Origin of the sequence: Serratia sp. SA088, from assembly GCF_049065515.1 — a bacterium.
GTDB classification, from domain to species: domain Bacteria; phylum Pseudomonadota; class Gammaproteobacteria; order Enterobacterales; family Enterobacteriaceae; genus Serratia; species Serratia nematodiphila.
On the sequence record NZ_JBAKGW010000001.1, the window covers coordinates 601,608 to 621,839 of the forward strand.

20 protein-coding genes and 1 pseudogene are annotated in these 20,232 nt (G+C 58.0%); 7 read left to right on the forward strand and 14 right to left on the reverse strand.

The window, feature by feature from the left end; all coding sequences use genetic code 11:
* The first annotated feature begins 7 nt into the window (after nt 1-7).
* Nucleotides 8-571 (forward strand): TetR/AcrR family transcriptional regulator, encoded by a 564-nt coding sequence (locus ACOWVD_RS02975; protein ID WP_021503841.1) that lies wholly within the window; start codon nt 8-10, stop codon nt 569-571.
* Between the two features lie 142 nt (nt 572-713).
* Here the strand turns inward: ACOWVD_RS02975 and ACOWVD_RS02980 are convergent, their stop codons facing one another.
* The 5 genes from ACOWVD_RS02980 to ACOWVD_RS03000 form a co-directional block, all read right to left on the reverse strand.
* Nucleotides 714-1,721: a substrate-binding domain-containing protein gene (locus ACOWVD_RS02980; protein ID WP_004932124.1), complete on the reverse strand. Its 1,008-nt coding sequence runs from the start codon at nt 1,719-1,721 to the stop codon at nt 714-716.
* A 33-nt stretch (nt 1,722-1,754) separates the two neighbouring features.
* Nucleotides 1,755-2,732 (reverse strand): ABC transporter permease, encoded by a 978-nt coding sequence (locus ACOWVD_RS02985; protein ID WP_016927501.1) that lies wholly within the window; start codon nt 2,730-2,732, stop codon nt 1,755-1,757.
* A gap of 76 nt (nt 2,733-2,808) precedes the next feature.
* Entirely contained in the window at nt 2,809-4,314 is a 1,506-nt protein-coding gene (locus tag ACOWVD_RS02990; protein WP_004932117.1) for a sugar ABC transporter ATP-binding protein, read from the reverse strand.
* Nucleotides 4,311-5,828 carry a xylulokinase gene (gene xylB, locus ACOWVD_RS02995; protein ID WP_197842859.1) on the reverse strand — a complete coding sequence of 506 codons (1,518 nt, stop codon included), beginning with the start codon at nt 5,826-5,828 and terminating at the stop codon, nt 4,311-4,313. Before xylB ends, ACOWVD_RS02990 begins: the two co-directional genes overlap by 4 nt.
* 4 nt (nt 5,829-5,832) lie before the next feature.
* Nucleotides 5,833-6,867 carry an NAD(P)-dependent alcohol dehydrogenase gene (locus ACOWVD_RS03000; protein ID WP_004932112.1) on the reverse strand — a complete coding sequence of 345 codons (1,035 nt, stop codon included), beginning with the start codon at nt 6,865-6,867 and terminating at the stop codon, nt 5,833-5,835.
* Nucleotides 6,868-7,095: 228 nt separating this feature from the next.
* On the opposite strand from ACOWVD_RS03000, the gene ACOWVD_RS03005 reads away from it, so the two are divergent.
* Together ACOWVD_RS03005 and ACOWVD_RS03010 are read left to right on the forward strand one after the other, a co-directional pair.
* Nucleotides 7,096-7,650, forward strand: coding sequence for a D-lyxose/D-mannose family sugar isomerase (locus tag ACOWVD_RS03005; protein WP_021503837.1), 555 nt, complete (start codon nt 7,096-7,098; stop codon nt 7,648-7,650).
* A gap of 110 nt (nt 7,651-7,760) precedes the next feature.
* Entirely contained in the window at nt 7,761-8,723 is a 963-nt protein-coding gene (locus ACOWVD_RS03010) for a LacI family DNA-binding transcriptional regulator (RefSeq protein ID WP_021503836.1), read from the forward strand.
* 24 nt (nt 8,724-8,747) lie between these two features.
* Here the strand turns inward: ACOWVD_RS03010 and ACOWVD_RS03015 are convergent, their stop codons facing one another.
* Nucleotides 8,748-9,692: a DMT family transporter gene (locus tag ACOWVD_RS03015; protein WP_049242977.1), complete on the reverse strand. Its 945-nt coding sequence runs from the start codon at nt 9,690-9,692 to the stop codon at nt 8,748-8,750.
* A 91-nt stretch (nt 9,693-9,783) separates the two neighbouring features.
* On the opposite strand from ACOWVD_RS03015, the gene ACOWVD_RS03020 reads away from it, so the two are divergent.
* The gene (locus ACOWVD_RS03020) at nt 9,784-10,650 is read left to right on the forward strand and encodes a LysR substrate-binding domain-containing protein (protein WP_164094886.1); all 867 of its coding nucleotides are present in this window, start codon (nt 9,784-9,786) and stop codon (nt 10,648-10,650) included.
* Between the two features lie 12 nt (nt 10,651-10,662).
* Here the strand turns inward: ACOWVD_RS03020 and ACOWVD_RS03025 are convergent, their stop codons facing one another.
* The gene (locus tag ACOWVD_RS03025) at nt 10,663-10,821 is read right to left on the reverse strand and encodes an amidohydrolase family protein (RefSeq protein WP_021503833.1); all 159 of its coding nucleotides are present in this window, start codon (nt 10,819-10,821) and stop codon (nt 10,663-10,665) included.
* 4 nt (nt 10,822-10,825) lie between these two features.
* Here ACOWVD_RS03025 and ACOWVD_RS03030 point away from each other — a divergent pair.
* Both ACOWVD_RS03030 and ACOWVD_RS03035 read left to right on the forward strand, forming a co-directional pair.
* Nucleotides 10,826-11,148: pseudogene (locus ACOWVD_RS03030) on the forward strand (substrate-binding domain-containing protein); the annotation flags it as partial.
* A gap of 170 nt (nt 11,149-11,318) precedes the next feature.
* Nucleotides 11,319-13,205 (forward strand): hypothetical protein, encoded by a 1,887-nt coding sequence (locus tag ACOWVD_RS03035; RefSeq protein WP_421105412.1) that lies wholly within the window; start codon nt 11,319-11,321, stop codon nt 13,203-13,205.
* Nucleotides 13,206-13,413: 208 nt separating this feature from the next.
* On the opposite strand, the gene ACOWVD_RS03040 is transcribed toward ACOWVD_RS03035, so the two are convergent.
* Nucleotides 13,414-14,364 carry an amidohydrolase family protein gene (locus tag ACOWVD_RS03040; RefSeq protein ID WP_421105413.1) on the reverse strand — a complete coding sequence of 317 codons (951 nt, stop codon included), beginning with the start codon at nt 14,362-14,364 and terminating at the stop codon, nt 13,414-13,416.
* Between the two features lie 363 nt (nt 14,365-14,727).
* Here ACOWVD_RS03040 and ACOWVD_RS03045 point away from each other — a divergent pair, with 363 nt between their 5' ends.
* Nucleotides 14,728-15,909, forward strand: a complete 1,182-nt coding sequence (locus ACOWVD_RS03045) for a tyrosine-type recombinase/integrase (protein WP_421105414.1) — start codon at nt 14,728-14,730, stop codon at nt 15,907-15,909.
* Nucleotide 15,910: 1 nt separating this feature from the next.
* Here ACOWVD_RS03045 and ACOWVD_RS03050 read toward each other — a convergent pair whose 3' ends face one another.
* From ACOWVD_RS03050 to ACOWVD_RS03075, 6 genes are read right to left on the reverse strand one after another with little or no spacing between them, the layout of a single operon-like run.
* Nucleotides 15,911-16,114 carry a helix-turn-helix transcriptional regulator gene (locus ACOWVD_RS03050; RefSeq protein WP_046687211.1) on the reverse strand — a complete coding sequence of 68 codons (204 nt, stop codon included), beginning with the start codon at nt 16,112-16,114 and terminating at the stop codon, nt 15,911-15,913.
* A complete protein-coding gene (locus tag ACOWVD_RS03055) occupies nt 16,114-17,508 on the reverse strand; it encodes an SNF2-related protein (protein WP_421105415.1) in 1,395 nt (464 codons plus the stop codon). The genes ACOWVD_RS03050 and ACOWVD_RS03055 overlap by 1 nt, the downstream gene beginning before the upstream one ends.
* A complete protein-coding gene (locus ACOWVD_RS03060) occupies nt 17,505-17,633 on the reverse strand; it encodes a hypothetical protein (protein WP_275585100.1) in 129 nt (42 codons plus the stop codon). The genes ACOWVD_RS03055 and ACOWVD_RS03060 overlap by 4 nt, the downstream gene beginning before the upstream one ends.
* The gene (locus ACOWVD_RS03065; RefSeq protein ID WP_421105416.1) at nt 17,630-17,899 is read right to left on the reverse strand and encodes a VRR-NUC domain-containing protein; all 270 of its coding nucleotides are present in this window, start codon (nt 17,897-17,899) and stop codon (nt 17,630-17,632) included. The genes ACOWVD_RS03060 and ACOWVD_RS03065 overlap by 4 nt, the downstream gene beginning before the upstream one ends.
* Nucleotides 17,896-19,890 carry a DNA cytosine methyltransferase gene (locus tag ACOWVD_RS03070; RefSeq protein WP_421105417.1) on the reverse strand — a complete coding sequence of 665 codons (1,995 nt, stop codon included), beginning with the start codon at nt 19,888-19,890 and terminating at the stop codon, nt 17,896-17,898. Before ACOWVD_RS03070 ends, ACOWVD_RS03065 begins: the two co-directional genes overlap by 4 nt.
* Complete coding sequence (locus ACOWVD_RS03075) at nt 19,887-20,231, reverse strand: hypothetical protein (protein WP_421105418.1); 345 nt, start codon at nt 20,229-20,231, stop codon at nt 19,887-19,889. The genes ACOWVD_RS03070 and ACOWVD_RS03075 overlap by 4 nt, the downstream gene beginning before the upstream one ends.
* Nucleotide 20,232: the final 1 nt, after the last annotated feature.

Sequence of the window (20,232 nt, forward strand, 5' to 3'; positions counted from 1 at the left end):
TTTCTTAATGGGACGTCAACGCAGCATCGATCGCGACAAGGTTTTGGACGCCGCCGAAGAGATCGTCGCCACTCAGGGGGCCGCCGGTTTGACCATCGACGCCGTCGCCAAAGCGATGGGGATCTCCAAGGGCGGGGTGCAGTACTGTTTCGGCAGCAAAGACGCCCTGATTGACGCCATGTTCGATCGCTGGGGCAGTGCCTACGAGACGCTGTTCGCCGCTATCGCCGGTGACGATCCTTCACCGCAGACCGGCGTGCGGGCGCATATGCTGGCGACGCAAAGCTCGGATCAGACCGCCAGCGCCAAGGCCGCCGGGCTGATGGCGACGCTGATTCAAACGCCGGAGCATCTGGCGAGCACGCGCGAATGGTATCGCAGCCGCATCGCCGGTTTGGATTTGACGACGGAAGAAGGCAAGCGCGCGCGCCTGGCGTTTCTCGCCACGGAAGGCGCCTTTATGCTGCGTTACTTTGGTTTGATGGATATCGATCAGGCGGAATGGGAAGCGATGTTCACCGATATGCAGGCGTTGATTTTAACTGGGGGTGCCTATCGCACTGATAGCTAGTAAAGCCCGCAGTGAAAGGCGTATGTTTATCGCACAAGATATTCCCTCGAAGAACTTTTTAGCCAGCCACTCCGTGCTGGCTTTTTTTTGTTTGCAGGCAAGCGCCCCAGCGGGGCCCCCTGAAGGCAGGGGGCGGGGGAAATTATTTACGAGCGTCCAACAGCGACTGGGCGTTCTCTGCGGTAACGACGGTCCACGGAATGTAGTAATGCTTTTGCGTGCCGCCCTCCCATTTCAGATCCTTGGCGTATTGCTTCCAGATCTCCGACTGCGGTTGATAGCTTTCCCCTTTCACGGCGCGCAGCGCGACGTCGATGGAGCCCTGCATCTGGCCTTTGGCATCTTGCAGAATAGAGACCATTTCACCGGCCTGCACCGCATGAATCGCGTCGGAAACGCCGTCAACGCCGGCAATCGCGAAGTCCTTCACATTCAGGCCGGCGCCTTTGATCGCCTCGATAGCGCCCAGCGCCATCTCGTCGTTTTGGCCAATCACGCCGTTGATTTTGCCCCGGTGTTTCTGCAGCCAGTTTTCCATCAGCGGCTGCGCTTCCGCGCGTGACCAGTTGGCCGTTTTACGTTCAAGTACCGTGACCTGGCCGACGCCGCACTCGGCAATCGCTTTATCATTGCCCTTGCCGCGCTGGATCTCGCCGCTGCCGCCTTTCGGGCCTTCGATAATCACCACGTTCACCTTTCGGTTCTTGCAGTCGAGTTTGTCCAGGACGGCTTTGGCTTCCAGGTATCCCCCCAACTCGTCATTAGACACTACTTCAGACGTCATCGCGTCCGTGTTCAGGCGCGCGTTGGTGACCACCACCGGAATTTTGGCTTCGTTGGCATTAGTGACGATATCGATATTGGCCTCAAAATCCATCGGGTTGACGATAATGGCATCGGCGCGCGTCTGGATAGCGGTGGCGGCCTGATCGTTTTGCACCGAGGCATCATAACGTCCATCGTAGAAGGTCAGCACGGCTTCGCCGCTTTTCACCGCCGGGTGCTCCTTGCCGAACCTTTCCATCAATTGCACGAACTCGGCTTTGTTGCCGTACATCAATACCGCGATTTTTACCGGGGCGGCCTGAGCTGCCGACAGGCTACCGAGCATCATGGCAGAGGCAAACAACGCTATCTTGGTCTTATTCATGGTTTTCTCCTGGTAGAGTTGGGTCTGATGTTATTAATCGCGCTGTTGCTTACGCGATGGGTCGAGCAAGACGGCAAGAACGATCAATGCGCCTTTGATAATTTGTTGGTAATACGATTGCACGCCGAGCAGATCGAGGCCGTTATTCATCACCCCGATAATCAGCACGCCGAAGAAGGTGCCGACCAGCGTACCGACGCCGCCGGCCATGCTGGTGCCACCGATCACCACCGCTGCGATGGCGTCCAGCTCATACCCTGCGCCGGCGTTGGTCTGCGCCGAACCGGTGCGTGCGGTGAGGATCAGGCCGGCGATGCCGGCCAGCGCGCCGCACAGCGTATACACCAGTATTTTGATGCGCGTGACGTTAATCCCCGAGGTGCGCGCGCTTTTCGGGTTGCCGCCGACGGCGTAGATGTAGCGCCCGAAGAGGGTTTTATTCAGCACCAGCCAGGCGAGGGCGAACAGCACGATGAAGATAATGACCGGCACCGGAACGCCGCCGACATAACCATTGCCCAACCAGCGGAAATCGCTGTTCAATTGCGAAACCGGATTGCCGTTGGTGGTCAACATGGTTAAACCGCGCGCCGCAGAGAGCATGCCCATGGTGACGATAAAGGGTTGCAGCCGGTAGCGAGCCAACACGGTGCCGTTCACCAGGCCGCAGACGATCCCGATGCCCAGCGCCACGATCAGCGGCGCCATGACGGCGGTCGCGGTGTCGCCGATAGCCAATCCGCTGTTGTTGGTGGCGAAGCGAGCGGCGACGATCCCGCTTAGCGCCAGCACCGAGCCCACGGAGAGATCGACGCCGGCCGTAATGATGACGAAGGTCATGCCGATCGCCAGAATGCCGTTGATCGAGACCTGGCGCAGGACGATCAGGGTGTTTTCATTGCTGAGAAAATAATTGCTGCTCCAGGCCCCCTGGGCGACCTGATATTCGCCAATCAGCGCCACGATCAGGCACAGCGCGAAGAAGGCGATGATAATGCCGTATTTGTGCATACGGCGCTTATTGCGGGTGAAAAATGAAATTCCTGGTGATAAGGAGTGGGCGCTGCTCATTTTTTTTCTCTCTCTGTTAAACCGCAAGTTTCATCAGTGCTGCCTGGGTCGCATCGGCTGCCGAAAGCTCACCGGCCAACTGCCCGTCACGAAACACCAATATGCGATCGCTCATGCCGATAATTTCCGAAAGCTCGGAGGAAACCATGATGATCCCCTTGTTTTGCAAGGCGAACTCCGACATAAATCGATAGATCTCTTTCTTGGCGCCGACGTCGATGCCGCGCGTCGGCTCGTCGAGCAACAACACCTCCGGATCCAGCAGCGCCCAGCGGCCCAGCACCACTTTTTGCTGGTTGCCGCCGCTCAGGTTGCCCACGGGCTGTTCGCCATCGTGGGTTTTAACGTTGAAGCGCTGGATCATGTCGCGGGTTCGCGCTTGCTCCCGTTTCTCGCTGACGAACCCCATTCGGCTGATGCCGGCAAAAGAGGCGATATTGATGTTTTCACTGACGGAACGGCACAGCACCAGGCCGGTTTCCTTGCGATCTTCCGTCACGTAGGCAATGCCGCTGTCGATGGCCTCTCGCGGGGAATGGCGGTTCAGCGTCTTGTCGCCCAAACGGATCGTGCCGCTGTCGGCATGCTGAATGCCGAAGATAAGATCGAGAAATTCGCTGCGGCCCGATCCCACCAGCCCGTAGATGCCCAGGATTTCACCGTGCTTAAGCTGCAGGCTGATATCCTTTATCTTGCTGCGCCAACACAGGCCGTTGACCTCCAGCAAGACCTCCTCGCCGGGCTGATTGAATTTGGCGAACTCGCTGTCGTACTCGCCGCCGATAATGTGTTCGATCAACTGCTCACGGGTAATGTCGGCGATATAGCCTTCATGGATATAGGCGCCGTCGCGGAAAATGGTGTAGCTGTCCGCAATTTGAAATATCTCTGACAAACGGTGAGAGACGTAAATAATGCCTTTACCTTTCGCCGCCAATTGCTGAAGCGTCTGAAAGATTTTTTGCGCATCCTCCTCGCCAATCGCCGAGGTGGGTTCATCCATGATGATGATGTCGGCATTGGCATGCGACAGCGCTTTGGCGATCTCGACCAGCTGCTGCTCGGCGACGCTCAGGTTGCGCATTTTCTCTCGGGCGTCGATCTTGAAATCGAGTTCCTTGAGCAGGCTGGTGGTGCGTTGATTGAGCGTGGCGAAATCGACGAACCCCAGGCGTCTCGGCTCACGGCCCAGCCAAATGTTTTCGGCCACCGTCAGATCCGGGATCGCGCTCAGTTCCTGCTGCACGATGGCGATGCCGGCGTTGAGGGCTTCCCGGGGATGATGAAATTCACAGCGTTGGCCATTGATAAAAATGTCGCCGCCATCGGGTTGAATAAAGCCCATTAGAATGCTGAGAAAGGTGGATTTACCCGCGCCGTTGCCGCCGCACAGGGCATGGATGGAACCACGCCGCAGGCAAAACTCCGCATTCTTGAGCGCCACGACCGGGCCAAAGGCTTTTCTGACGCCGCTGACCTCCAGCAGGTAGGCGGGCGCTTGCGTATGGGGATCTCGCGTCACAGTTGCACCTCCGGGTAGGTCTGCTGCAAGCGTTGCAGGTACCGTTGATAAAGCGTCTCGTATTGCGCCCGTCTGCCGGCATGTGGCCGTGCACGTGTGGCCTCATCCAGCGCAACGAAACGTTGGCACAGTTCGGACAGCAACGCGCCGGCATTCCGCAGCGGATCGTCGGCCAACGTCGTCGCCCACATCGCCTGAATGGCACCGCCCAGCGCAGCGGTCTCTTTGGCTTTCAGACAGACCACCGGGCACCCCATCACGTCCGCGACGATTTGTCGCCAGGCGGCGCTGCGAGCGCCGCCGCCGGTGAGGCGGATCTCGCGCGCTTCAATGCCCTGACGGCGAAACAGCTCGATGCCATAGCGCAGGCCATAGGTGGCGCTTTCGACCACCGCCAGGCAGAGATTGGCGCGGGTAAAATTGTCGCTATCGAGGTTATGCAGACTGGCGCGCGCGTGAGGCAGCGGCGGAACGCGTTCGCCATTGAAGAACGGCAGCATCTCGACACCGCCTGCGCCGGGTGAGGCCTGCGCCAATAAACCGTTAAAGCCGGCAAGGTCTTCGTCCAGCAGCGTTTGTACCGCGGTGGTGGCCGAGGTGACATTCATGGTGCAAATCAATGGCAGCCACCCGTTGGTGCTGGAGCAGAAGCCGGCAATCATGTCTGATTCCGCCGCGACGGGGGCGGCAGACCAGGCGAACAGCGTGCCGGAGGTGCCCAGGCTCAGGGTGAGGGTGCCGGCCTCGATGTTGCCGGAACCGATGGCCGCCATCATGTTGTCGCCGCCGCCGGTCGATACCCGCACCGTTGGGCTGAGGCCGAGTTTTTCCGCCGCGGCGGGGCGCACCGTGCCGATGCAGCACTCCGCATTTTTGAGCGGCGGCAGGGCTTGCCACAGACGGCCGCTGTCGTCGATGAGATCGACGGCGGCTTTGCTCCAGCTACGGGTGCGCACATCGAACAACCCGGTGCCGGAAGCGTCACCGTATTCCGCTACGCGCTCTCCGGTCAGCCAGAAGTTCAAATAATCATGAGGCAACAATACGGTGTGCAGTTTTGCCCACAACGCCGGATGGTGTGTCTTGAACCAAAGGATTTTTGACGCGGTATAACCGGTGGCGATCCGCAGGCCGAGTGTTTCCAGCGAGCCGTTGGCACCGCCGAGCTGCTGCAGGAGCCGTTCGTTTTCATCTGCGGTTTCGGTATCGCACCACAGCTTGACGCTGTGCAGCACGTTGCCGTCTGCGTCCAGAGGTACAAACCCATGTTGTTGGCCCGAGACCCCCAGAGCATGAATCTCCCGTGCATCAACGCCGGCGTTAGTCACGGCTTGGCGAAAAGCGATGACCAGCGCCTCAATCCACCAGTCGGCCTCCTGTTCGCGCCGGCCATTGGCTTGGCTGATGAGACGGTGAGGGGCGTTGCCCTCACCGAGGATCACGCCCTGTGTGCTGTCGACAATCACGACTTTCGTGCCTTGCGTACCGCAGTCTATGCCAGCATAGAGCGCCATAGGATCACTCCATTTCCAGCATGATTTTGATGTCCGAGGCATGTCCCGCCGCCGCGCGCTCGAAGGCGGCCACGCTGTCGGAGAACTTGTAGGTTTGGCTTATCAACGGCTGGACGCGCAATTTGCCGCTGCTCAACAGTCGCAGCGTGCGCGGGTACATGTTGGCGTAGCGGAAAATGGTCTTGAAGGTGATTTCCTTGGCCTGCGCGGCGACGATATCCATCGGCGCGGCATCGATCGGCATGCCGACCAGCACGGCGGTCGCTCCTGGCGCCGCATGTTCGGCCAGCGTAGCGATGGCCGGTTTTGCGCCGCTGCATTCAAACACGACATCGGCGCCATTGCCGCTGGTGAGCGCGGCCACTTTCCCCGCCAGGTCGCCGGTTTTGATATTGACGGCGTGCAGCCCCTCATAACTGGCCGCAACGGCGAGTTTTTCGTCAAACAGGTCGCAAATAATGACGTCCGAGCAGCCGCCCGCCAGCGCCGCGAGAGCGGTGACCACGCCGATCGGCCCGGCGCCGATCACCAGCGCGATATCGCCGGGTTTGATCCCGGCTTTGGTGGCTGCTTGCATGCCGATGGCTAAGGGTTCCACCATGGCGCCTTCGGCGAAACTGACGTTGTCCGGCAATTTGAACGTGAAGGCGGCGGGGTGGATGACGGTTTCGCGCAGGCAGCCGTGCACCGGCGGCGTCGCCCAGAAGCGCACGGCCGGGTCAAGGTTGTAAATGCCGGCGCGCGTCTGCGCCGAGTTGAGATCCGGAATGCCGGGTTCCATGCAAACGCGATCGCCGATACTGAGGTGAGTGACGTTTTTACCTGTCGCGAGCACCACGCCAGAAGCTTCATGGCCGAGCACCATCGGGGCGTTAACCACGAACGGGCCAATGCGGCCATGTTGGTAATAGTGCACATCACTGCCGCAGATGCCCACGGAATGAATTTTTATCTGCACATCATCGGGCCCCAGCGTTTCGGCAAGCTGGACGTCCTCGATAGCGATTTCCCCCGCTTTGGCCAACACTAATGCTTTCATATTGCCTCCTGGTGAATCATTTTTATGGTAACGATATCATTTCAATGCGGCGATAGTGGGCTAAAGCGGGTGGTTAAACTGTGATCGATGTTGGAATTACTCGATGGGAGTTAATTTTACTGGTGGGTTGTTATTCAATATGGGGATGAAGATCACAAAATCGGCGATGTAATGACGGTTTTAATATCAGTATTCTGATATCGATACCGTTACTTTGCAGGGGAAATGATGAACAAACAACAACGTGCCATAGCCGCTACGCTGGAATATTTGCGCGAGGCGGACATCGTTCTGACCGAAGAAGAACAGCAACGTATTGAAATTGCGACGTTTGGCTTGGCCGACTATCCTGTCTCAGGGCTGCAGCTGCTGACCTATGTCAACTCACCTCGGTATTGTGCGAAAGAGTTGGTGCTGTTTCCTGAGCAGACTTGCCCAGAGCATTTGCATCCTCCTTTTGCCGGCACGCCCGGCAAGCAAGAGACGTTTCGCTGCCGTTGGGGCGAGGTGTTTCTGTTTGTCGACGATGAAAACCTGACGCTTAATGACGCCGGCGGTGAACCGGTATGCCGGGTGCCGGAAGGCGCGGAGCAGTGGTATACCTGCAATCGCTATATCCTCTTGCGGCCTGGCGAACAATATACCATCGCGCCCAATACCCGGCACTGGTTTCAGGCTGGAAAGCGGGGGGCGGTGGTGTCCGAGTTCTCTTCCGAGAGCCGTGACGAGCTGGATATCTTTACCGATCCCCGGATTAACCGGCTGGCAGGCGTAAACCATTAGCGCCACGATGAAAGTTCTGTCATGATGTTGTTAATGGTACAAAATGATAACTTTAAGCTAAGGAGCTGCATTTGGCGGTGGGGCGAGGACGGAAAGCGACGCTGGCTAGCGTGGCCGCACAGGCAAACGTCAGTAAAATCACCGCGTCGCGGGCATTTTCACAGCCGGACAAGGTTCATCCGGAAACGCTGCGCCGCATTCGGGAGACCGCTGCCGAACTCGGTTATGTGGTCAATGCTGCGGCGCGCAACCTGCGGGCGAAAAGCAGCAGAACCATCGGCATCGTCAACCCTGATATGGCCAACCCGTTCTTTGGCGGCCTGACGCGGTTGATGACGCTTGAAGCGCAAAAAATGGGATATGACACCCTGGTGTTCGATTCCTATGAGTCTCAGGAAAGCGAAGACAGAATCATCGACAAACTGATTGGCTACAACGTCGATGCGATCATTCTCTCGGTCATTTCCAACGATCATCTGTACCAGCCTTCCTATCTAAAGCGGTTGGAAACATTGAATATCCCGGTGGTATTGATCGACCGTGAGCTGGACAATCGCCACTGCAGCGGGGTGTATATCGATAACCTGGACTGCGGCCTTCAGGCGGGGCGCTGGCTGCTGGAACAGAAAGCGCAGCGGGTGGTGGTGGTGTCCGGGCCGGAGAACTCCAACGTTGCACGGGACAGGGTTACAGGGCTGCAGGCGGCGCTGCAAGGGAAAGTGGCGTCGTTTGAAGTGCTGTATGCCGATTTCTTTATGGATGTCGCCTGGCAAGAGACGAGCCGTTGGCTGGCCAATCACCGCGCCCCGGACTTTTTCGTTGGCTGCAATAACCAGATCTCCCTGGGCATTATCAAAGCCTGCATCGAACACCGGCTGCCGTTGATGCAGGAGGTGTCGCTGTTCAGCATCGATGAGGTTTCACATGCCGAGATCTACGGTTTTCATTTCCCGTGCGTGTCACACGACTTGCAAGAGATCGCCTGGCAAGCGTTGAATCTGGCGATCCGTCGTATTGCCGACCCCGAGATCAAGCCGGGCAAGGTGGTGGTGCGGGGAAAACTCGTCGCATAACGGCGCCGCCTTTCGCCTTATCCGTCATTTTTCAGCGCGTTGCGCTGTTTTGGGCTCATCCCGCCCGGCGGGACGGATTAGCAGCCATAAACCGCTTCCCGCCACCGCCGCGCCTAGCAGCATGGGCCAGGAAAGGGGTTCATTGAACATTAACCCTGCCCAGCAGAAGGTGACGAAGGGGCTGAGAAACAGCAGGCTCGTCACGCGCAGCGCAGAAGTGAGCCTTAGACAAAACCAGTACAGACCGTAGCCGGCCAGCGTCGCCAGTAGCGCGGTCCAAAGCACGCCGATCACAAACCCCGTCGTTACCGTTGGCAGCAGCGGGCCTTCCGCGCCGGCCATGGCGGCGAAAGCCAGCGCGGAAACCGCGCTTTGTATCCCCAGCGAGGCTGGCAAACTCATTGCTTGCGTCTGCGGCAGCCGTTCCTGCCACAGCGTTGCCAGCGCCAGCGCCAACATCCCCGCCAGCGGCAACAGGTAACTCCACAATGGGGCATCTCCCCATGAGATGGCGCTGCCGGTCGCCAGCGTTACCCCGCTAACCCCCAGGGCTAACCCGGACCAAACGCGGCCATCGGGCAAGCGGCGTTGCAACAGCATGCTCAGCAGCGCGGTGCCGAGCGGGAGCAAATCGGCGATGAGCGCGGCCAACCCGGCCGGCACGCCATATTCGATGCCTTTGCTGACGCCGGTCAGGTAACCGGTCATGGCGAGCAACCCAATCCCGGCGTGAACAGCTATCGTCAGCGGAGATGCGCGCCTGATGGCGCGCACACTAAGCGGCAGCAACGCGAACGCGACCACCACGCAGCGCCAGAACGCCACCAGTAACACCGGCGCGTAATCGGCGGCGAAGCGGATGCCGACGAAGCCGGAGCTCCAGGCCACGATCAGCAGGACCTCGGCCGCAGCCAGCCAGAGGGCGGCTTTGCCTCGGTGGGAAGAGGGGCGAAATGGTGGCAGGGACATGATGGTCACCTCCTTTCCGCCCGATGGTAGTGAGTGGCTATAATTTAATAAATCGAATGATTTTCGTTCAGTTGTTTAATGGAGTTAAATCATGCGGCCGACATTGGATATCGATCTCTTGCGCACTTTTCACGCTATTGCGCGTTTGGGGCAATTTCGCGCGGCGGCGGCATTTGTCAATCGCAGCCCCGCCGCCGTGAGCGTGCATATCCGGCGCCTGGAACAGGTGGCGGGCGGCCGCTTGCTGGAGCGTGACAATCAGTCCGTGGCGTTGACGCCGCTGGGCAACAAGCTGCTGGCTTCGACGCTCGGGCTGTTGAGCGCCCATGACGATATTCTGCGGGAACTGCGGGGCGCGCCGCTAAGCGGCCATATCAAATTGGGGTTGCCTGATGAGTACGCTTCCCATGTGATACGCCATATTTTGCCGCGGTTTGCCGACAGTTTTCCCGCGGTGGAACTGGAGGTCTCTACCGCTGCCAGTCAGGCGCTGGCGGAACAAGTTGGCCGTAATCGGCTGCATCTCGCGCTGGTGGTTCAACCCTCGGGGAAACCGTGCCAGACACCGCTCGCGGTGACTGCGCCGGTGTGGGCCGGAGGCCGTTCGCTGGCGCTGCAGGCTAACCGGCCACTGCCGCTGGCGTTGCATGCCGCCGATTGCCCTTATCGTGAGGCTATGATCGATGCATTGACCAGGGCGGGAAGGCGTTGGCGAGTGGTTGTGAGCAGCCCTTCGGCCAGCGTGGTGGCGGCTGCCATCGAGGCAGGATTGGCCGTCACGCTGCTCGACCGCGCACGGGTTTCGGCGGCGATGCGGATACTCGACGAATTGCCGTCGGTCGCACCACATGAAGTGCAACTGCTCCGTTCTGCCACGGCCGCCAGTCAACCGGCGGTGGCGATGCTGGAAAGCGTCATCGGTGAGTATTTTCAGAGCGGTGAACACATCGTGCCGTAAACGCGGCCAAACCTATGTGGGCCGCTTCACATTCTGCAACCCAAACAGCACAGCCGCATTGCGATCCAAAATGGCGTTCACATCTTCCTCCGGCAAACCCGCTCGCCGGATGTCGTCGACCGTGGTTTGAAACAGTTCGCCCGGCTGGATTGGAAAATCGGTGCCGAACAACAGTTTCTTTATGGGCGTCGCCTGGCAAGAGACGAGCCGTTAGCTGGCCAATCACCGCGCCCCGGACTTTTTCGTGGGCTGCAATAACCAGATCTCTCTGGGCATCATCAAGGCCTGCATCGAATATCGGCTGCCGTTGATGCAGGACGTGTGCTGTTCAGCATTGATGAGGTTTCGCATGCCGAGATCTACGGTTTTCATTTCTCCTGCATTTCGTATGATTTGCACGAGATCGCCTGGCAAGCGTTGAATCTGGCGATCTGTCGTATTGCCGAACCCGAGATCAAGCCGGGCAAGGTGGTGGTGCGAGGAAAACTCGTCGCGTAACGGCATGTCTCTGCCTTTGTATGGAGGGGATAAAAGGAGCAGAAGGAGGCCATCCAATAGACCGGTATGTTCGGTGGGCAATAGAACAACACTCCCGCTATTGATGCACGGTTCATTCGTTCATAGAGTTATATGGCTGTATATAAATACAGTAACCCTATGAGGATAATATGATGAATACCTGCCCTGATATCGCTACGTTACGAAACACTCTTCCTGGCGCAGTCGGCGAATTGATCGCCGTGACCGCATACTATGGCGATTGGAATGCCGGCAATCGTCAGCCTCTCGGCGGCGGTATCTTCGTCGCCAAAGCACAATCGACACCGATGGATGATGGCGGGATGTTCATCCGCCCCAACGCCGCTTGGTTGTGGGTGCGCGTCCTGGACGTTGCCGGCACGGTGTCGCCTTATATGTTCGGTGCGAAAGGTGACGGTATTTCAGAAGATGCCGCTGCCATTCAAGCCGCTCACGATTATGCCAGTTCGCAGGCTGTATCCAGCGGTTCACGCGTATTGAAAAACGGGAATCTGCAGTTCGGGAGCGGGCAATTTAAATGTACGGAAACGCTAAAGCTGGATTTGAAAACCGTCGATTACGATTTCTCCGGCGCCTTGCTGGATTTTAGCGCCATGACACAGGGCAACGCCACCGAACGTAAAATCGCGATTCAATGGCAAAACAACGCCGGTTATACCCAGGGCAATCTCAGCGTGAAAAATTTGCGTATGATTGGCCCTGGCGCCAATTCATTTGTCGATGGCATGACGTTTTCTACTTCGCTCTCGGCTAGCTATGGTCGCAATTCGTTGACCTTTATCGGGGGTGGGATCGAAGGTTTTGCCTATGGCATAACCGGCACTACCGATTTCTACTTCCTGCGTATGTATGGCTTTAGTTTCAATCACTGCGACATTTGCTATTACTTCCCCGACAATACTTCCAACTCCGGTGAAGAAATGAATTTCCACAGCTGCATTTTCGCTCAGAGCAATTGCGGTGTGAAATTACAGGGGGGCTACAGCTATTTCTTCAACTGTTCCTTCGATTACATTTATGGTAAAAACGGGTCGCAAACCTCCTCCAGCCATGTCGGAAAGTATATGCATATCGAGGGGGGGCAACATATTTTCCGCGATTGTCACGTTGAAGGCTATGGCCCGCAAAATTATATCCTGAACATCCCGGATGCCAAAAGTTGCAAAGTCAACGTTATCGGCGGTCTGTTTACCTTCAAAGCCGGCGGTAGCCCAACGGCCTATCCGACAACCTCTAACCCATTCTATGTGGGTGATTTGGCGCGAGTGGTCTTTGATAAGGTCAATATTGGTCAGATGCAACAAGGTGGTGACTCCAACGTCAGTGGTTGGATTGATGGCACGGGCTCTGTCTCTTTGCGTAATACGCAATTGCCTATCGCCTGGCCTTATCTGTTAACTCAGGTGCGAACCGATACCGCCGTACAGGACAATTGGCTGGATGGCACGACGTATAGCAACGGTAGCGACAAATGGACTGAGGAAGTTTGGGTTCTGCCGCCGGGAGGCGTTAATACGGTGCGCAAATCTCGCTACGGGTGGGGTACGACTAACAGCACCAATTTCAGCCTTATTCGCCAGGCCGGTTTCGTTTCATTGGGGCGCAACGCGGCCGCTGGTAATGGTGTGTTCCAGGCGGTGCTGGGAACCATCAGCCTGAAAGGTTACGGCAGCGTTATTCACCATGTTCGCGCCAACACTTACGCGGGTGATGGGCAACGCTGCCAGGTCAAAATCCTATGGGCGAAGCTGCGCGAATATGGTCCGCAACAAGACGTGGAACCCCAAATTCTCAAGCAGCAAACCGGTCACGTTTACACCTATCAATTTAGCGGCAATGAATCCGATCTGAAGAGCGTTATCATCCCAGGCCAAATGCAGGGTTATCCTACGCAGCCTCCCGCCTTCGAGCGAGCGCCGGACTGGGCTACGCACGCTTTCTTGCTTATTGACGTCACCGAAATGAAAAGCAACTTTGACCTGCGCATTACGGATGTTTACCTGCGACAGGTCTGACGCAGTTTCCCAACATTGACCGGTTCACGACATGTCGCACATCCCGTTATTACGGGGGATGTGCGACATTGAGGACGCAGCGTTTTGCGCGGCTGTCGCTGGCCTGCGTGAAGCACAACGTGAAAGAACCGTATAAAGCCCACTTGAGCTAACCGAAATCCGGGGCCGGAATGGAGTCTCCTGCCCGTTACTGAATGAGGACGGATCTTCAGTCCGCACCCAGCCCAAACAGCGCAGCCGCATTGCGATCCAAAATGGCGTTCACGTCTTCCTCCGGCAATCCCGCGCGCCGGACGTAGTCCACCGTGGTTTGAAACAGTTCGCCCGGCTGGAACGGGAAATCGGTGCCGAACAACAGCCGCTCTGTGCCGAACGTCGCTGCCGCCGCTTGCAACGCGGGCACCTGATCGTGGCCTACCGTGTCGTACCACATGCGCAGGGCGGCGCGGCTCGGGGGTTCCGGCGTATTCGGCGCTTCCCACGCGACGGTTTGGTCGAGGCGTTCCAGTGTCATCGGCAGCAGGCCGCCCAGGTGTGGCACAATGATTTTCATTTCCGCAAAGCGTTGGGGGATGCCGTTGAGGATAAAGTGCATGGCGGCGACCGTGTCTTCGATCGGCGCGCCGATCGACCAGGTTAAAGCGTAATCGGCGATGAGCGGCGAGTGCGCGCCGCGGCCAGCGGGATGAATGGCCAGCACGCTGCGGCGACGGTTGAGTTCCTGATAGAGCGGCTCGAACAGTGGGTTGGCGATAGACAGCCCGAGCACCGAGGTGGTGATACACGCGCCCAGCATGCCGAGCTGGGTCAAGGCTCTGTCCAGCTCGCGTAACGCAGCGTCGATATGCGGCAGCGGCAAGGAAGCGATGGCCCGGAAGCGGGCGGGATAACGCGCTGCCAGCTCCGCATATTCATCGTTGATCCGGCGCGCGGCATCAACGGCAGCCTGCTCGTCTTTCAGGTGCGGCGACAGCGGCGTCGCCGACAAGATTTGCATGTCGATGCCGACGCTGTCCAGCAGAGCGAAGCGGGCTGCCAGCTCGCGATCGCTGCGGCCGGCGCCCAATTGCCGATAGGCGGCGACTTCGTGCAGGCCATGAGATTGCAAAAGATCCAGATACTCAGTGCTCCACAGGTGAGCGTGAACATCGAGTCGCATCGGTCGATCTCCCGGAGTACGCGGCGATGCCGCTGGTTCAGGAGAGTATAGGCGGGCGGTGCGACAGCCCCTGGAGGGAAGGCATTTTTTCTACCGACGGGAGCGGGCGAGAGCACGCATTGATCCGGGAACGGTGCGCCGCTCCCGGTCAGCTAATGAGGTCAGAACACCTGTTTGAAAAGTATTCTGGCAGGTTTACCCTTCAGTACCCACCTTTCACGTTTTTACCTTTTAAGTCCCGTTGTATCTGGCTTGATAGGACAAATCATTACCTTTCATCTCTAAGTTTTTACCCTCGATTTATTTGCAAGGCTTTAATTTTGTGTACACTAATGCGTACATAAAAACATGAGCCAACCCCCTATGTTGACAGACACGAAGCTGAAAAAATCGCTGGGTAAAAAACGCGATGCGATAGAGATCATTTCAGATAGCCACGGACTGAACGCCCGGATCAGCAAAGCCGGCAAAATTACGTTCTTCTACCGCTACCGGTGGGTGAAAGAGCCTGTGCAGCTATCGATCGGCGAATACCCTGCGATGACTATCGCACAGGCGCGCGAGCGGCGCCAGGTGCTGCGCGGTTGGTTGACGGAGGGCTTCGACCCTCGCGAAAAAATTCGTTTAGAGCGCCTTTCCCGCAACGCTTCGCCGACGGTGGACGAAGCCTTCAACTACTGGATCGACAAATACTGCCGGCCGAATGGTTCGGTTAAGATCGACTATTACCTGCAGGTGTACCGCAAGCATATCAAACCCAAGCTGGGCGAACTGCGGATGGAGTCAACTGCCCGGATGCACTGGCTGGAGGTGCTGGACTCTATCGATAGCAGCGTCATGGCCAACTACATGACATCGCTGTGTAAACGCGCGTTCAAGTTTTGCGTCAATCGGGGGTATATCGCGGCGAATCCGTTGGGAGGGCTGGGGCCGCGTGACGTAGGCACAGCACCGACGCGTAAAAAACGCTATCTGGCAGATCGCGAGATTCGGCAAACCTGGCAGTGGTTGGATGACCACCAGACCGACGAGGCGCGCCTGATTATCCGGTTTATGCTGCTGACCGGGTGCCGAACTGCTGAGATCCGCCGGGCGTGCTGGGACTGGTTTGATTTTGAGGATGACACCTGGACGGTGCCGAAAGAAGAGTATAAGACCGGAGTGGCGGTCCGCCGCGCGCTGCCGCCGCTGGCAAAAGCGTTGCTTTTGGCCCATCGCGAAAAGGTGAATACCCGCCATGTGGTTACCTCACAGCGGGCCATGCCTGGGAAAGAGTTTGATAGGCCTGTTCAGCCACAGGTTGCCGCAAACTACACTCGGCGCGTGTTTGAAGGCACCGGGATGAAGCCGTGGTCGATGCATGACCTGCGCAGAACGCTGGCGACAAAATTGTCAGAACAGGGCGCGCCACCGCACGTAATCGAGAAGATTCTTGGCCACCTGATGACAGGGACGATGGCGCATTACAATCTGCACGATTACATGGACGATCAGCGGCATTGGTTGGCAGTGTGGGAGGAGTATGTGAAAGGGGTTACAGGGTAACTTACTTTGCGCTGTTGGCGTCTTCCCAGGTCAGCACATCGGAAAGGCGCCAGCGGTTTGGACTGCCGGGGATCGTCGGCGCCGGAAAAGGTAACTTAAACCCCTTCGGACATTGGTCTTTGTCTCGCCATTTCCACAGCGTCTTTTCTGAAATCTGATAGCGGGACAGAATATCCCGCGTGAACACGATCGGATTCTCGCCCATCACATGCCTCTCTTTTTCATGGCTTCCAGCAGGATGTCCTGCACTTCACGTTTAGAATTGCGCCGTTCCATCACCATTTCGTCGGTGGTATCGGCGGCGATGATGTGGTGTATCCACACCGGCCGGCGGTGGCCGGCTTGCGCCTGGCGCGTCGGCCCGATGCGCTCGATGATTTGCTGGTACTGTTCCAGATCCCACCAGTGCGAGAAGAACACGAGAATGTTGCCGCCATCCTGCAGGTTCAGGCCGTGGCCAGCGCTGGCTGGGTGCGCGAATAGTACCGGTATCTTGCCGGCGTTCCAGTCGCGGATTGTCTGCGGATCTGCGTCGAGCTGGCGGCCTTTGGGAAACGCCTTTAGCAGCCGCTCGAGGTCGTGTTTCCAGTGGTAGGCAACCAACACCGGCATGCCACCGGCTTCGGCCACGATGCTGTCCAGCGCCTGCAGCTTGCCGTCGTGCACTTCGGCCCAGCTGCCTGCGTCGTCGGTGTAGATGGCGCCGCTGGCGATCTGCAAACACTTCACCGTTTTGGCCGCGGCATTCAGCGCTTCGATGTCGGTGCCGTTCAGCTCGAGGAACATTTCTTTTTCCATGTCGTGGTATTGCTGGCGCGCCCTTGGCGGCAGTTCAACGCGGATCACGTTGTGGATGGGTTCGTCGATGTCGAACCAGTCGGCGGCATCAAGGGAAATCGTCACGTCGGCGAGCGCTGCCTGCATCTGCTCCTGCGCGTGCGGCCACGGCTCCAGTTTTGACCACTGCTGCCCTGGGAACTGAATGCTGTTGAACCAGCGCGAGGTAAACGCGCCGAAGGTGCGTCCCAGCCGCTCGCCGCGGTCAACGAACCATGCCTGGCCCCACAGGTCGATCAGGCCGTTCGGCGCCGGCGTGCCGGTGAGATTTACCCAGCGGTGCACGTGCTTGTGCGCCACCTTGGCCAGCGCCGCGGCACGCTTACCGCCTTGCCGCAGCCGGAACGATTTCAGACGGGTGCTCTCGTCGGCGATCACCGTGCCGAACGGCCAGCGGCCGCCGAGCTGCTCAACAAGCCAAACTAGGTTGTCGTAATTGGTGGTGAACACGCTGGCGTTGCTGTTGAGCAGCGCCGCGGCGCGCTCTTTGGCCGTGCCAACGATCGGCTGCATTTCAATGTTGCGCAGGTGGCCCCATTTTGCGACCTCGTCCGGCCACGTGCTGGCTGCCACGCGTAGCGGCGCCAGAACGAGCGTCGGCTGCGTCTCTTCACCGGAGCAGTAGAGTGCCTCCAAGCTGCTGAGTGTGCCCACCGTTTTTCCCATCCCCATGCCAGCCCAGACGTTGGAACGGGGCACCCGCAGCGCGTGGTCGATAATTAGATTTTGGTAGGGGCGAGGGGTGAATACGCGGCCGCTCATTGCGCCCACTCAGCAATAGCGATCAGCACCAGGCCGAAAACGCCAAGCCAGAAGCTGGCGCAGAATGCAAAAACGGCGCACCAGGTGGCGCGCCGTGTCCAGTTGAGAATGTTTGAGCCTTTCACAATATCCCCTCCAGATTCTTACTGTCCAAAACCACCACATCGAAGCCCAGCGCGCGGAGCCGGTTGTGCTCGCGCACCTGATCAGGCCTCGGCTGTTCGCCAGGTGCTTTGCACTCGACAAACACCGCCCGGCCGCCGGGGAGCAGCACCAGGCGATCGGGCACGCTGCGACGCCCGGGTGATGTAAATTTATAGGCGGCGCCGCCGGCGGCTTTAACCTGCTTCACCAGATGCCGCTCGATCGTTGATTCGCGGATGTAGGTCATGCTGCCGCCTCCTGAGCAGCGACAGTTGCGCATAGCTCCGGCTGGTTTGCCCGCACAAGGGCTTCGGCGAACGGCGGAGGTACCGCATTGCCGCAACGCGCTACCTGCTTATCTTTCGCATATTTTACGCCGCGGTAGTCTTGGTCAATGATGTACCAGCCCGGAAAACCTTGTGCAGCGTAGAGTTCGTGGGGCTGGAGCATGCGCATACCAATATCGACGATCTGATAATCGACGCCAGCGACGGTCACCAGTCCAAAACGGTCATTCGTTGTCACCGTGTGGAGTGGGGCATTGAGGGCTACTCCTTCTTTCTCGTTGCCGTAATACTTCAGCAGAAAGGCCCGCACTTCACCAATATGCAGGCCGCCGGCAGTAATCGTCGGCATTGGCTCCGTCACGGCCTGACCGTCTTTGCAGGTTCCGCGTAGCTTGACCAGGTGCGAGGATACGAGTGCGTGGTGATCTGTAGTCGTTACGGTGTGTGTCGGTTCATCGAGTCCGGTACCAGCGCCGGTGTAATTACCACCGTAGTGTTTCGCCAAAAACGCTGATACCAGTTGGCTTTTCCCGCCACCGCCAGCGGTGACCGTGCCGCTCGGTTCATCAGCGCCATGACCAACGCTGGCGCCAAATTGACGGGCGATAACCGGCGCCACCAGCAAGTGTTCCGCTTTGCTTGTGACAGTAGTCAGTGGATCCTTCGCACCATACGACATGCGATCGCCGCCAAATCCAGTCTGCCCGATACGCGCGATGTATGGCGTAACCAAGGCCGCATGTGATTCTTTGAGAACCGTGTGCAGCGGCTGATCCACAACGCGAGGTTTACCCTGATATTCTGAGCCTCCAGCACCGGCGATGAATGGCGTCAGCGTTGCCTCAACCATTCCCAGCGCATGACCATTACCACCAGGGCGATCGGAGCTACCAGCCGTAATGGTAGAGATCGGTTCATCGCACTCCTGCCCAGTGGCACCGGTGCGGAATTTGGTGATGTGGGGCGCCACCAGGGCATAACCGTGAGTTTTTGTTATGGTCTGAAGCGGTTCACCCAGCGATTGACCTCGGAAACAATCGTAAATTGTCTTCGTGCTGGTGTGGTTGCACTTCACAATGAACGGTGCTGGAGAGTCCAGAACAAAACGCTGCAGACCTCGCGCGATGCGGCGCAGTGTATTTTCGGCCAGCGGGCGCTTGCGCTCAAAAATGCTCGGGCATGGGATAGACCAATCGATGCACTCTGCGGCCGTGCGCCAGGGCTTCAACTTACCGCTTTGCACTTCCAGCGATTCCGGATCGCCATGTGTTGGCTCTGGCCACACGACAGGTTTACTATCACAGCGCATCACCATGAAAAAACGCTTGCGGATAGTTGGTGCGCCGTAATCGCATGCCCGCAGCTCTCGAAAATCCACGGCATAGCCCAGCCCATGAATCAGGCGCTGATGGTCATCGCTACCTGTCTCAATACCCAGGGTTTCGCAGCATTCAGACAGCGCCGGGTGATTTGCCCTGATGCCATTCGAAAGCATCGCGACGAATGCCTGAAACGTCTCCCCTGACCGCGCTGAGCACGGCCGTTCATTGCCGTCAGCATCGGCAACCAGTGGCCCCCAGGTCTTGAACTCTTCAACATTTTCGAGATAACCGCAGCGGAACCGGGTGCGCAGTGCCCAGCGAATGACTATCCAAGCCAGTCCGCGGATCTCTTTTTTAACCGGCGCGCTGCCCTTGGCTTTACTGAAATGCCGGCAATCGGGGCTGAACCACGCCAAACCTACCGAGCGGCCGGCGGTCGCGGCCACCGGGTCAATATCAAACACTGATTCGCAGTAATGCAGCGTTTCTGGGTGATTGGTGGTGTGCATCGCGATCGCGTTAACGTCATGGTTAATCGCGATGTCTACGCTGCGGCCTGTCGCAAGCTCAATACCTGTGCTCGCACCACCACCGCCGGCGAAATTATCGATTATTAGTTCTCGGGTCATGAAGCTGCCCTCATCGCTGCAGTTAACGTTTTTGCTGTCTGGATGATTGCCTGTTCCGGCGAACCTTCCAGCTTCAAGCGGTTTATATGGTGGCGCAGTTTGTGCTGCAGATGATTTGGCAGTAGTTCAGCGCCACACTGGGAGAACAAAAACTCGACTTCAGTGGGCCACACTGTGCTTGCTGTCGGGATGGCACTGTCGGGGAGAAGTTGAGAAATAATCGCTGTAACATCACAGGGGAGCTGTACTTTGGACGCTAACTCTCCCAAGCGGAAAACCAGCGCAGATTCTTCAATAGCTCCATCGGTAACGCGCAGGATTATGGCGAAACTTTCAGTCATC

Bases quoted from the DNA above. Each gene is read 5' to 3' on its own strand.
- ACOWVD_RS02975 (WP_021503841.1), top strand. From the start codon at position 8: ATGGGACGTCAACGCAGCATCGATCGCGACAAGGTTTTGGACGCCGCC.
- ACOWVD_RS02980 (WP_004932124.1), bottom strand. From the start codon at position 1,721: ATGAATAAGACCAAGATAGCGTTGTTTGCCTCTGCCATGATGCTCGGT.
- ACOWVD_RS02985 (WP_016927501.1), bottom strand. From the start codon at position 2,732: ATGCACAAATACGGCATTATCATCGCCTTCTTCGCGCTGTGCCTGATC.
- xylB (WP_197842859.1), bottom strand. From the start codon at position 5,828: ATGGCGCTCTATGCTGGCATAGACTGCGGTACGCAAGGCACGAAAGTC.
- ACOWVD_RS03000 (WP_004932112.1), bottom strand. From the start codon at position 6,867: ATGAAAGCATTAGTGTTGGCCAAAGCGGGGGAAATCGCTATCGAGGAC.
- ACOWVD_RS03005 (WP_021503837.1), top strand. From the start codon at position 7,096: ATGAACAAACAACAACGTGCCATAGCCGCTACGCTGGAATATTTGCGC.
- ACOWVD_RS03015 (WP_049242977.1), bottom strand. From the start codon at position 9,692: ATGTCCCTGCCACCATTTCGCCCCTCTTCCCACCGAGGCAAAGCCGCC.
- ACOWVD_RS03020 (WP_164094886.1), top strand. From the start codon at position 9,784: ATGCGGCCGACATTGGATATCGATCTCTTGCGCACTTTTCACGCTATT.
- ACOWVD_RS03035 (WP_421105412.1), top strand. From the start codon at position 11,319: ATGATGAATACCTGCCCTGATATCGCTACGTTACGAAACACTCTTCCT.
- ACOWVD_RS03040 (WP_421105413.1), bottom strand. From the start codon at position 14,364: ATGCGACTCGATGTTCACGCTCACCTGTGGAGCACTGAGTATCTGGAT.
- ACOWVD_RS03045 (WP_421105414.1), top strand. From the start codon at position 14,728: ATGTTGACAGACACGAAGCTGAAAAAATCGCTGGGTAAAAAACGCGAT.
- ACOWVD_RS03050 (WP_046687211.1), bottom strand. From the start codon at position 16,114: ATGGGCGAGAATCCGATCGTGTTCACGCGGGATATTCTGTCCCGCTAT.
- ACOWVD_RS03055 (WP_421105415.1), bottom strand. From the start codon at position 17,508: ATGAGCGGCCGCGTATTCACCCCTCGCCCCTACCAAAATCTAATTATC.
- ACOWVD_RS03065 (WP_421105416.1), bottom strand. From the start codon at position 17,899: ATGACCTACATCCGCGAATCAACGATCGAGCGGCATCTGGTGAAGCAG.
- ACOWVD_RS03070 (WP_421105417.1), bottom strand. From the start codon at position 19,890: ATGACCCGAGAACTAATAATCGATAATTTCGCCGGCGGTGGTGGTGCG.
- ACOWVD_RS03075 (WP_421105418.1), bottom strand. From the start codon at position 20,231: ATGACTGAAAGTTTCGCCATAATCCTGCGCGTTACCGATGGAGCTATT.